Annotated in this window: 10 protein-coding genes; 8 read left to right on the forward strand and 2 right to left on the reverse strand. The window is 63.1% G+C overall.

Annotated features, from left to right (window positions below):
- Positions 1-169: 169 nt before the first annotated feature.
- The 8 genes from FJ543_RS03900 (at position 170) to FJ543_RS03935 (ending at position 8,725) form a co-directional block, all read left to right on the forward strand.
- The gene (locus tag FJ543_RS03900) at positions 170-1,684 is read left to right on the forward strand and encodes a leucyl aminopeptidase (protein WP_140873852.1); all 1,515 of its coding nucleotides are present in this window, start codon (positions 170-172) and stop codon (positions 1,682-1,684) included.
- A gap of 39 nt (positions 1,685-1,723) precedes the next feature.
- Positions 1,724-2,629, forward strand: coding sequence for a proline iminopeptidase-family hydrolase (locus FJ543_RS03905; protein WP_140873854.1), 906 nt, complete (start codon positions 1,724-1,726; stop codon positions 2,627-2,629).
- A gap of 18 nt (positions 2,630-2,647) precedes the next feature.
- Positions 2,648-4,309 carry an ABC transporter substrate-binding protein gene (locus FJ543_RS03910; RefSeq protein ID WP_140873856.1) on the forward strand — a complete coding sequence of 554 codons (1,662 nt, stop codon included), beginning with the start codon at positions 2,648-2,650 and terminating at the stop codon, positions 4,307-4,309.
- Positions 4,310-4,386: 77 nt separating this feature from the next.
- Positions 4,387-5,382 (forward strand): ABC transporter permease, encoded by a 996-nt coding sequence (locus tag FJ543_RS03915; protein ID WP_174361997.1) that lies wholly within the window; start codon positions 4,387-4,389, stop codon positions 5,380-5,382.
- Positions 5,382-6,353 carry an ABC transporter permease gene (locus FJ543_RS03920; RefSeq protein WP_140616443.1) on the forward strand — a complete coding sequence of 324 codons (972 nt, stop codon included), beginning with the start codon at positions 5,382-5,384 and terminating at the stop codon, positions 6,351-6,353. Before FJ543_RS03915 ends, FJ543_RS03920 begins: the two co-directional genes overlap by 1 nt.
- Positions 6,350-7,309, forward strand: a complete 960-nt coding sequence (locus FJ543_RS03925; protein ID WP_140873858.1) for an ABC transporter ATP-binding protein — start codon at positions 6,350-6,352, stop codon at positions 7,307-7,309. The genes FJ543_RS03920 and FJ543_RS03925 overlap by 4 nt, the downstream gene beginning before the upstream one ends.
- Positions 7,310-7,317: 8 nt before the next feature.
- Positions 7,318-8,304, forward strand: a complete 987-nt coding sequence (locus tag FJ543_RS03930; protein ID WP_140616445.1) for an oligopeptide/dipeptide ABC transporter ATP-binding protein — start codon at positions 7,318-7,320, stop codon at positions 8,302-8,304.
- Between the two features lie 118 nt (positions 8,305-8,422).
- Positions 8,423-8,725, forward strand: a complete 303-nt coding sequence (locus FJ543_RS03935) for a DUF982 domain-containing protein (protein WP_140616446.1) — start codon at positions 8,423-8,425, stop codon at positions 8,723-8,725.
- A 93-nt stretch (positions 8,726-8,818) separates the two neighbouring features.
- On the opposite strand, the gene FJ543_RS03940 is transcribed toward FJ543_RS03935, so the two are convergent.
- Both FJ543_RS03940 and FJ543_RS03945 read right to left on the reverse strand, forming a co-directional pair.
- Entirely contained in the window at positions 8,819-10,345 is a 1,527-nt protein-coding gene (locus FJ543_RS03940; protein WP_140873860.1) for an HlyD family type I secretion periplasmic adaptor subunit, read from the reverse strand.
- A gap of 3 nt (positions 10,346-10,348) precedes the next feature.
- Positions 10,349-12,094 (reverse strand): type I secretion system permease/ATPase, encoded by a 1,746-nt coding sequence (locus FJ543_RS03945; RefSeq protein ID WP_246678816.1) that lies wholly within the window; start codon positions 12,092-12,094, stop codon positions 10,349-10,351.
- Positions 12,095-12,127: the final 33 nt, after the last annotated feature.

Below are 12,127 nucleotides of genomic sequence, written 5' to 3' on the forward strand. Positions count from 1 at the left end.
GAGGCAAGAGCAATTAAGTCGTCTCAAGAACGACAATTTGGGGACTTCGGCACGATCCAACCAGAGGTGACGGCCGGTTTGACCGGTTTCCACCGGTGGCGGGAGAAGCCTTGCGCAAACTGCAAGCCGCGCCTCGGCCAAAGCCCCGCAAAGAGGAGAACGCCTACCTATGCCTCAATCGCCAGTGCCGGTCTTTGAAACGGCGGACGAGATTTCCGCTGAAACCTCCGTCGTCGTGATCTTGCAGGCCGCTCAAACCGGCTTTGGCCCGCGGGCAACGGCCCTGGACACCGAAATGGGCGGGATCCTCTCCCGGGCCTGTGCCGATGCGGCTGCCTTGGCTGAATCCGGCGCCTGTATCGATGTCATCGCCCCCCAGGCGGTATCGGCGCGGCGCGTGATTGTCCTGGCCATGGGCAAGGCTGAGGCCGTCACCGCACTCTCCTTGGCGCGTGCCGGCGGCCTGCTTGCCGCGCATCTGGAGGGCAAAGGGGAATGCGCGGCCACCCTGGTCCTGGACCCCATTGCCGGCATAAGTCTGCCGGGAGCGGAAATCCTGGCAAGAGTCGCGCTTGGCATGCGGCTGCGGCGCTATCGTTTCGACATGCGCAACCGGCGCCAAGGGGCGGGGGCCGATCGGACCCTGCGGGTGCAACTGGTCGGGGCCGGCGGTCCGGAGCTGAATTCAGCATTGGCGCGGATCAATGCCATCGCGGATGGCGTCGAATATGCGCGCACACTGGTCAACCTGCCGCCGAACCATCTCCATCCCGACAATTTCCACGATCACCTGGAGCCTCTGCGCGAAGCCGGCATCGACGTCGAGATACTCGATACGGCGAAGCTCAGGGAATTCGGCATGAACGCGATACTGGCCGTGGGGGCGGGTTCGGTACGGCCGCCACGAGTCGCCGTCCTGCGCTATCGCGGCAAGGGTGCTCCTGCGCAGCCGCTGGCGTTCGTCGGCAAGGGTGTCTGTTTTGATTCCGGCGGTCTCTGCATTAAACGCGGCGAGCAGATGTTCGATATGAAGGCCGACATGGGCGGTGCGGCCGCCGTGGTCGGCCTGCTGATCGCCCTGGCTCGGCAAGGCAGCCCGGTGCACGCCGTCGGCGTGCTCGGCATTGCCGAGAACATGCCGTCAGGCACCGCGCTCAAGCCGCGCGACATCATCACGACAGCTTCCGGGCAAACCGTGGAAGTGTTCGACACGGATGCGGAAGGCCGCCTGATCCTGGCCGACTGCCTCTATTATACCGCCTCGCGCTTCAATCCATCGGTGATCGTCGACCTCGCCACTTTGACCTATTCGGTGATGCGCGGTCTTGGATCGGTATTCGCCGGTCTCTTCAGCACCGACGATGCCACCGCCTCGCGGATGATCGCGGCCGGAGAAATGGTCGGCGAGCGGTTCTGGCAGCTGCCGCTCGACCGGGCTTATGACGAGGGCCTGCAATCGCCGTTCGCGGACCTGCGACATCACGCCAAGGACATGGAAGACGGTGACGCTCCCTACGCCGCGGCGTTCCTGCGACACTTCACGGAAGACCGCCCCTGGGTGCATCTCGACATCGCCGGCAAGGAACTGACCGAGAAGGATCAGCCCCTGGGCCGGGAAGGCGCTACCGCATTCGGCGTGCAGATGCTGGAAGAATGGGTTCGCGCCGGCCGAGTTGCAAACTAGGTGACCAGCGGCATGCCTTCAAACATTCAGGAGATCGGGATGTCATCGGAGATCGTCACCAGGGAAGGGCGGGCCGATTTCGGCGACTACGAAACCTGGTACCGCGTCAGCGGTAACCTCGATGCCGACAAGGCTCCGATCGTCATTCTGCATGGCGGGCCGGGCGCCGCCCACAATTACGTCGATGCCTACAAGCTTCTTGCCCGAAGAGGCCGCGCCGTCATCCACTACGACCAGCTGGGCTGCGGCAATTCCACCTTGCTGCCGGACAAAGGCGCCGATTTCTGGACACCCAGGCTGTTCATCGACGAGCTTGAAAACCTTGTCGACCATCTCGGCATCCGCGGCGGCTTCCATGTGCTCGGGCAGAGCTGGGGCGGCATGTTGGGCGCCGAGTATGGGGTGACGCGGCCGAAGGGCCTGAAGTCGCTGACCATCGCCAATTCACCGGCGTCCATGAAGCTCTGGGTAGAAGAGGCCAACCGGCTGCGCGCCGACCTGCCCATGGACGTACAGGAGACGCTGACCCGGCACGAACAGGCTAGCACGACGGATCATCCGGACTACCAGGAAGCGACGATGGTGTTCTACGAGCGGCATGTCTGCCGGATCGTTCCGTTCCCGGCCGAAGTGACCGAGACCTTCGCCCAGGTCGTGCGCAATCCGACCGTTTACAACGTCATGAACGGGCCGAACGAGTTCCATGTCATCGGTACGCTGAAGAACTGGAGCATCATCGATCGGCTGCCCGCCGTCGATGTTCCGACGCTGATCATTTCCGGCCGTTACGACGAAGCCACGCCCGCGACCGTGCAGCCGTTCAAGGACGGCATCGAGGGATCGCGCTGGCAGGTATTCGAGCATTCCAGCCATATGCCGCATGTCGAAGAGCAGGATCTATGCATGCGGGTGGTGGGAGACTTCCTGGACGACAACGACAACTGAAAAAAGGGGAACTGCGACATGAAGAAACTGCTCTTGGCGGCCTCAGCCGCGGCATTGCTGGCCGGCTCGTGGCTGGCTCCGGCACAGGCCGAATACCTCAAGGAACATCGCGGCGGCACTATTCGCCTGCTGGCCCGCTCGGCCGCCGGAACGCTCGATCCGCACATCAATTACACCGACCAGGGCTGGCAGATGTATCAGCCGATCTATGACGGGCTGGTCGCCTTCCGCAAGGCCGAGGGCATGGATGGCTTCACCATCGTCCCCGATCTGGCCGAGGCGCTGCCCGAGGTGACCAATGACGGCAAGACCTTCACCTTCAAACTGCGCAAGGGCATCAAGTTCTCCGACGGCAAGGATCTCGGCGTGAAGGACGTCGTTGCTTCCTTCCAGCGCATCTTCAAGGTCTCGGGGCCGACCTCGGGCACCTTCTATGCCGGCATCGTCGGCGCCGACAAATGCCTTGCCGAAACCAAGAGCTGCACGCTGGAAGGCGGCGTTGTCGGCGACGAAGCGGCAGGCACCATTACGTTGAATCTCACCAAGCCGGACGCCGAGATCCTCTACAAGCTTGCGTTGCCGCATGCCGTGGTCCTGCCGGCGGACACGCCCGCGGAAGACATGGGCTCCAAGCCCATCCCCAGCACCGGCGCCTACATGATCTCCGCCTTCGATCCCAACAAGGGCATGACGGTGACCCGCAACCCCAATTTCAAGCAATGGAGCGAGGACGCCCAGCCGGACGGCTATCCTGATGTCGTCCAATATGATTTCGGCCTCTCCGAGGAAGCTGCCGTCACCGCGATCCAGAACGGGGAAGCCGACTGGATGTTCGACGCGCTGCCCAGCGATCGTCTCGGCGAACTTGGTACCAAGGCCATGGACCAGTTGCATATCTCGCCGCTCTCCGCCTGGTGGTATGCGCCGCTCAACAACCGGCTGGCGCCGTTCGACAATGAAAAGGCGCGCCAGGCCGTTGCCTACGCGGTCGACCGCAACACTCTGGTCAAGCTGTTTGGCGGCAAGGTGCTGGCCTCGCCGGTGTGTCAGGTCCTGCCTCCTGATTTCCCCGGCCACGAAGACTACTGCCCCTTCACCAAGAACCCCGGCGCCAAGTGGTCGGCGCCTGACCTCGAAAAGGCAAAGCAGCTCGTCGAGGAATCGGGCACCAAGGGCCAGAAGGTGACCATCATCGTCGAGGACACGGCCATTTCCCGCTCCATCGGCGTCTATCTGCAGAGCGTGCTGACCACCATCGGCTATGTCGCCGACGTCAAGCCGATCTCGTCGAACATCCAGTTCACCTACATCCAGAACACCAACAACAAAGTGCAGATGTCCGTTACCCAATGGTACAAGGACTATCCCGCGGCTTCGGACTTCCTGAACATCCTGTTCAGCTGCGCATCTTTCCGTGAAGGTTCGGACGCTTCGATCAACATCGCCGGCTTCTGCGACAAGGATATCGACGCCAAAATGCAGAAGGCATTGGACCTCGGTGTGACCGACCAGAAAGCCGCCGACAAAATGTGGGCCGAAATCGACAGGCAAGTCACGGACAAGGCACCGGCCGTCGGCCTCTTTACGCCGAAGCGGCTTGACTTCGTCAGCAAGCGCGTGGGCAATTTCAAGTTCAACCGGCAGTTCAACTGGATGATCACCCAGTCGTGGGTACAGTAATGGCCAGGGTACAGTAATGGCCTGGGTGCAGTAACGAACCGCGGAGGGGCACGTCCGTGTCGTACCAAGTCGCTGCCGTGCCGCGCAAAACACGAGGGCCCTGGGCCGTCGCGTTTGCGAAGTTGGCAAGAAACAGGGCCGCCATGGCGTCCCTGGCCGTGTTCCTCGTCATCGTCCTTGCCTGTCTCAGTGCGCCTCTCTACGCGAAATGGGCAGGGACAGACCCCTTCGCCTCGACGCTCGACGCCGTCATTCAGATCGACGGTGCCGACGTTCCGGTGATGGAACAATCGACAGAGGGGCTGGGCCTTGGCTACACGCCGCTCGGCCCGACCTGGCGGGTCGGCAACTATTTCCTCGGTGCCGACAGCCAGGGGCGCGATGTCATGGCCCGGATGCTCTATGGCGGGCTGAGCTCGCTGCTGATCTCCGGGGCCGCGACCATCTTCACGCTGGTCCTCGGCACGGCGGCGGGATTGATCGCGGGGTATTTCGGCGGCGTTACCGACACGGTTCTGTCGCGCTTGCTGGATGTGCTCTGGGCATTTCCGATCTATCTCCTGGCGATTTCGCTTTCCATTGTCACAATTTCGCAAGGCATCTCGATCGGACCGATCGAGATCGAGTCCGGCAGCCTGTGGTTGCCGGTCATCATCATCGGTATCGTCTATATACCCTATGTAGCGCGTCCGATCCGGGGGCAGGTTCTGTCGCTGCGGCACAGCGAGTTCGTGCTGGCCGCGATCAATCTGGGCGTACCGGGATGGCGGATATTGTGGCGCGACATCCTGCCCAACATCACCACCACCCTCATCGTGTTCATACCGCTGATGATGGCGCTGAACATGCTTACCGAATCGGCGCTCTCCTTCCTCTCGATTGGCGTCCAGCCGCCCGCGGCGAGCTGGGGAACCATCATCCAGGACGGGCAGGCGCTGCTTTACACCAGGCCACTCGTGGCGCTGGTGCCAGGCCTGGCGATCGCGATTTCCGTCATGACCCTCAATGTCTTCGGCGACGGCCTGCGCGACGCGCTCGACCCGCGCTCGAAGGTTCGGCTGGGGCGCGACTGATGATCTACGCCATCCTGCGCCGTTTCGGTCAGATGCTGTTTGTGATGTTCGGCATCTCGGTCATCGTCTTCCTGATTTTCTTCGCCACGCCCGGCGCCGACCCCGCGGCCCGCATCGCCGGCCGCAATGCATCGCCCGAAGTGCTCGAGGCGGTACGCCACAGCTTCGGCTTCGACCGGCCGCTCTACGTGCAGTACGTGACGATGATGGAGAAGATCTTCGTCACGGGCGATCTGACTTCTTTCGTCAATCGCGGCTGGAAGGTGGTGCCGGCGGTGCTGGATTCGATCCCGGTCACGCTTTCGCTGGTATTCGGCGCGGCGATCCTGTGGGTGGTGGTGTCCATCATCATCGGCATCGTCGCCGCCGCAACCCGCGACAGCTGGCTCGACAAGCTTCTGATGGCGTTGGGCTTGCTCGGCATTTCCATGCCGGTCTACTGGCTGGGCGAGGTGATGAACCTGATCACCCAGAGCCGCTATCACGACAGCTGGGCATTCTCCTGGGTGCCGCCGCTTGGCTACAAGAATTTTTCCGACGACCCGAAAGGCTGGTTCCTGACGCTGGTCATACCTTGGATCACGCTCGCCATCCTCTACATCGGCATTTACGGGCGGGTCTTGCGCGCGGCGATCATCGAATCCCTGCAGGAAGACTATATCCGCACGGCCCGCGCCAAGGGCTTGTCGGAGACCCGCATCCTGCTGCGCCATGCCTTGCGCACGTCGCTCATCGCCTTCGTCACCTTGTTCGGTCTCGACTTCGGCGCACTGGTGGGCGGCTCGGCCCTCCTGACCGAAGTGGTGTTCGGGCTGCACGGCATCGGCAAGCTCACCTATGACGCGCTGCAGAACCTCGATTTGCCAATGATCATGGCGACGGTGATGTACGCTTCCATGTTCGTGGTGGTCGCCAACGCGGTCGTCGATTTCGTCTACATCCTTCTCGATCCGCGCCTGAGGACATCATGATATTGTCGGTGCGTGATCTCCGTGTATCCTTCCGGACCGATGAAGGCCTGGTAAGGGCCATCGATGATGTTTCCTTCGACCTCGCGGAAAGCGAAATTCTCGGTGTCGTCGGCGAGTCCGGCTCCGGCAAGACCGTGTCGCTGCTTGCGGTGATGGGGCTTATCACCGATCCCAACGCCATCATCGAAGGCTCGATCCGCTACAAGGGTCGCGAGTTGGTCGGACTGCCGCCGCGCGAACTGAGGCGCCTGCGGGGCAACGAGATCGCAATGATCTTCCAGGATCCGATGACGGCGCTGACGCCGGTCTACACCATCGGCTGGCAGATCGCCGAACAAATCCGCGCGCATCGCAAGATCAGCAAATCCAAGGCCATGGAGCGGGTGGAGGAACTGCTGGCGGAGGTGAATTTCCCCAACCCGCACGAAGCCATGTCGCGCTATCCGCACCAGCTCTCCGGCGGCATGCGCCAACGGGCGGTGATCGCGATGGCGCTGTCCTGCAACCCGGCGCTGCTGGTGGCGGATGAGCCGACCACGGCGCTCGACGTCACGGTGCAGGCCGGCATTCTCGATCTGGTGCGCAAGCTGCGCGCCACGCACAAATCGGCGGTGGTCTTCATCACCCATGACATGGGCGTGGTCTCCGAACTCGCCGACCGGGTCATGGTGATGTATGCGGGCCGCATCGTGGAACGCGGCAGCCGCACCGAGCTGTTCGCCGACCCGCGACACCCCTATACCCGTGCATTGCTTGGTTCGATCCCGCCGCTGACCGGTGTCAAACCCCGCCGCCTGCCGGCCATTCCCGGGTCACCGCCATCGCTGCTGCGATTGCCGCAAGGCTGCGCCTTCGGTCCGCGTTGCCCTGTCGGGTATGAGCCCTGCCTAACCAAGAAGCCCGAGCTTGGCGCCGCCACGCACGCGGCGGCCTGTTTCCGGGTGGCCCAGACATGATCGGACCGATGATCGACAAAGACTGTCCAATCCTCGAAACGCGCGGGCTCGGCAAGCGCTTCTCGATCGGCAGCCGTTTTTCCGCGGAGGGCAGGCGAACCGTCCACGCGGTCGACAATGTCTCCCTCACAGTGCGCCGCGGCGAAACCGTCGGATTGGTCGGCGAGTCCGGGTGCGGCAAGTCCACGCTGGCGCGGTGCCTGGTCAGGCTCTACGACATTTCGGACGGCAAGCTCCTGTTCGAAGGCGACGACATCACCTCGAAATCGCTGTCTGAACTGAGGCCGCTGCGGCGGCGCCTGCAAATGGTCTTCCAGGACCCGTCGGCCTCGCTCAATCCGCGCCGGCGCGTCGGCGACCTGGTGGCCGAACCGCTGCGCATCCATGGCAGGCTTTCATCGCGCGAGATCGCCAGCCGCGTCGCGGAACTCTTCGACCTCGTCGGACTGTTGCCGGACCATGTCATGCGCTTTCCCCATGAATTCTCGGGCGGGCAGCGCCAGCGTGTCGGCATTGCGCGCGCCATCGCCCTCAATCCCGATCTCGTCGTTCTCGACGAACCTGTCTCCGCGCTCGACGTGTCCGTACAGGCGCAGATCGTCAACCTGCTTGCCGATCTGCAGGAGAAGCTGGACCTCACCTATGTCTTCATCGCCCACGACCTGTCCGTGGTGCGTCAGGTCTCGACCCGCATCGCGGTCATGTATCTCGGCTCGATCGTCGAGGAAGGGCCGGCGGAACAGGTGTTTTCAGCCCCGGCCCACCCTTACAGCCAAGCCCTGATCTCGGCCGTTCCCGTCGTGCAGACGACGCCCACTGGGACGCGCAAGCGTATCATCCTGACAGGCGACGTACCGAGCCCGCTCAATCCGCCATCCGGCTGCCGTTTCCATCCCCGATGCCCAATCGCGGTCGAGCGCTGCCGTTCGGAACGGCCGGAGCTGAGGGAGCACCAATCCGGCCGCAAAGCGGCTTGCCACTTCCCGACGGTATAGCCGACCTCATTCCGATCGCCAGAATCTTTAAAAAATTCTTCTTCGCATGGAACAAATCGCCAAGCGGGGCGTTCCATAGGGTTCGATCGAGCGCATCTCGATCGACCGGGAGGAAACAATGGACTACCTGCATTTCTTTGCGCCCGTGCGGATATCGCGCGGGCAGGGGCATCCTGTAGAAGAAGTGGATAGTGTCGCCGAGGCGATGGTTTTCTTGCGTAAATGGCCGACGGGACGACGTGGGCCAGTATATCAGTGCGCGCTGAATTGCTGCTCGGCTGCCCTGTCGGGACAGATGTCGGCGGAGGAAGCCAGAAAGGCGTTCACCGGATTTGCCCGGATCACGCGGCTTCTCGACGATGACATGGCACTGCCGATGGGCAGCGACAACATGGCGAGCATACACGCGCTGCGGCGATAGCCGCCACGCCCTCTGCCTCTGGCGGATCGCGCCCCTTACGGGCGCGATGGAGGTTATGCTTGACCCTCGGGGCAGGTCGGTGGGTATCGCTTCTCAATTCTCCCTGAACCCACGATTGAGCGAATCGCGAACCGGCGCCAACATATAGTCCAGCAGCGTGTGCTCGCCGGTCAGGATCATGACTTCCGCCGGCATGCCGGGCGATAGATGGATGTCATGCAGATCCCTGAGATCGGCCGCGTCGATCTTGACCTTGGCAAGGAAATAAGGCTCTCCGGTTCTCTCGTCCGTCAGCCGGTCAGCCGAAATCGAGGTCAGCAGGCCATGGATTTGCGGCAGGTGTCTGGTTGGATAGGCCGAAAGCACCACACGGGCCGGCATGTCCGGATGCACCACGTCGATATCCGTGGGCTTGATGCGGGAATCGATGATCAGATTGGCCTCGTTCGGGACGATGTCGAGAAGCGCCTGACCGCTGGAGATCACGCCCGATTCCGTTGTTACGCGCAGGTTCATCACCGTTCCGGCGATTGGCGCGACGATGTCCGTCCTCGCCAGCACGTCCTGGCGCGAAGGCAATTGGCTGCGCAATTCGGCGAGATCCGTGCGCGCTTTGGCAAGATCCTCGTTGGCGCTCTCGCTATCCTGCTGACGCAGGTTGAGGAGTTGGAACTGGGTCTCGCCGATCTGCTGATCGTTCTTCGCTATCTGCGCCCGGTTCGATGCCTGGTTGGCTCGAATGTCGGCCTGGGAGCGCTGAAGCGCCAATATCCGCGGCAGGCGTTCGAGGCCCTTCCTGTACATCTCCTGCGCGGAGGCGATCTCCTGGTCGATCAGGCCGAGTTGCTCGGCCTCGGCCGCCATGACATCCCTCGCTCCCGTGCTTTGCTCTTCGATCTGCGCGATGCGTTTGTTGAGGATCTGTGTGCGGCCTTGGCGGGTTGCGAGGCGGCTGTCGAGCAGCGCCTGTTCTTCGGCGACCACCTTGCGCGCGCTCTCGCTGTCGATCGAGGTCAGCTCGTTGGGGAAGGTTATCCGGTCCTGACCGGCAAGTTCCGAAACAAGTCGCGCCTCGGTCGCCAGCAGACGAATATAGCGCCCCTCCAGCTCGTCATATCGCCCTTGCGCATCGGTCGTCTTCAGGCTGATAAGCACTTGCCCGACGCTGACTTTATCGCCGTCCTTAACGTGGATCGCGCCGATGATGCCGCCCTCCAGATGCTGGATGGTCTTACGATAACCTTCGGGGCTGACGACGCCGTTGGCAACGACAGCGCTCGCCAGCAGGGCGACGCTTGACCAAGCAGCGGTGCCGCCTACGAAAAGGATGGCCGAAGCGTAGCCCAGCATTCGCGCCGGCCGCGTCCGCAGCTTCAGATTGCGCCTGCTGGCACGGTAGGCGCGCGAGCGTCGCCGGAGCAATCCCGCAATCAAGAGCAGGAAGAGCGCGCCAGCCACCGCCAGCAACATTATGCGAGACGGCGTGTCGGTCCCATCCAACCAAACCGATACCGCTGTGCTGAGGTCGTTGGCGGAGGCGGTCAGCCTGTCGGTGAGTTCGTGCAAGCTGTCCGCCAGCCGGTTCAGCGTCGTCGAGAAGTCGCCAAATCGATCGCTCATGGCTCACTCCGCTGCGTTCAGTTTCGCTGCCGCGTTGGCAACAAGCTTTTCCCGCAAGGCCGCCGGAACCGGAATGCGCCTGGGCGGTCCGCCGAGCGCGCCGAGCACCTCGTCGCGCGTGCCGAACATCGAAACCGATCCGTCATGGAGGAAGACGACATGATCGGCGGTGCGCAGGAGATTGGTCTGGTGGCTGACGAGAATGACGGTGCGGCCCCGCTCCTTCAGTTGCTGGAGCACGTTGAACAGCGCCACTTCGCCTTCACCATCCAGGCCGGTGTTCGGTTCGTCGAGAACGATCAGCTGCGGATCGCCGAACAGTGCCCGGGCCAGCGCGATACGCTGGCGCTGGCCGCGCGAAATGCGAGCGCCATGCGGTCCCACTTCGGTCCGGTAGCCGTTCGGCAGCCGCAGGATCATATCATGGATGCCGGCAAGCTGCGCCGCGGCGATGACCGCGTCGCTGTCGACGTCACGCAGGCGCGCGATGTTCTCGCCGATCGTTCCGGGGAACAGCTCGACCTGCTGCGGCAGATAGCCGAGATGCATGCCAAGTTCGTCCGAAGGCCAGTTGCACACCTCCGCGCCATCCAGCCTGACATGGCCGAGCGAAGGCCGCAGCGCGCCGACGATAAGACGACAGAGCGTGGTCTTGCCGGAACCGGACTGGCCGATCACACCGCAGGTCTGGCCCGGCTCAACGCCGAAGCCTATGGCATTGACAAGCGCCTGGGACGTTCCCGGCGCGCAGTAATGCAGGTTCTCGAGCTTCAGCCTGCCTTGTGGGCGGGGCAATGTGATGCCAACGGTTTGCATCGATCTGGTGTCGGCGAAAAGCTTCGTGAGATTGCGGCGCGCGGTTCGCGCGCTGACCAGGCCGCGCCAGGCGCCGATAGAGCGCTCGATCGGCGCCAACGCGCGGCTGAGCAGGATCGAGGCCGCAATCATCGAGCCTGGCGTCAGCTCGCGACGCAGGACGAGATAGGCGCCGAGCCCGAGCACCGCCACTTGGAGCGCTAGGCGAAGCGAACGCGACAAGCTGCCGATGACGGTGGTGCGCCGCAGGAGCCGGGTCTGGATATCCATCAGCGACTGCTGGTTTTCCTCCCAGCGCCGCAGCGCCGGCTCGGACATGCCGAGCGAGCGCAATGTCTCGGCGCCGTCGATGAACTGCCCGACGGCGGTCTGGCTGCGGCGCAGTCCGGCCGCGGCCTCCTGGCTCTTGCGGCGAGTGAGGAAATCATTGGCGAGCGCAGCACAGAACAAAAGCACGGCGCCGGCAAGACCGACCACGCCCAGCGCGGGATGCAGCAACCACATGAACGCCAGGAAGACCGGTGTCCATGGCGCGTCGAGAAAGGTCAGGATGCCGTCGCCGGCGATGAAACCGCGCAGGTCCGCTACGTCCTTCAGGCCGGCTTCGAGGCTGCTGCCGGCGAGCCGCGCGTCCATGGCGCGTTCGATCACCGGAACGCTGAGCTGGTCGTCCAGCCATTGGCTGATATGCCCCAGCATCATACGGCGGGCGTGTTCCAGCATGCCGTAGACGGCGATGGCGCCGACAACGGCCAATGTGAGCCAGAACAATGTGTCGATGGAACCGCTCGACAGTACCCGGTCGTAGATTTGCAGCATGTAAACGGTGCTGGCGAGCAGGAGAAGATTGGAGACCAGGCTGAAGAGGAGGAGGGCGGGGACCTGGTGGCGTGCCAGATGCATTACCTCCTGGAATTGCGGTCTTGGCTGCATCACGGATTTCCCACTTCGATGCTTGCCGGCACC

The sequence above is a fragment of the Mesorhizobium sp. B2-5-7 genome (assembly GCF_006440875.1).
GTDB classification, from domain to species: Bacteria; Pseudomonadota; Alphaproteobacteria; order Rhizobiales; family Rhizobiaceae; genus Mesorhizobium; species Mesorhizobium australicum.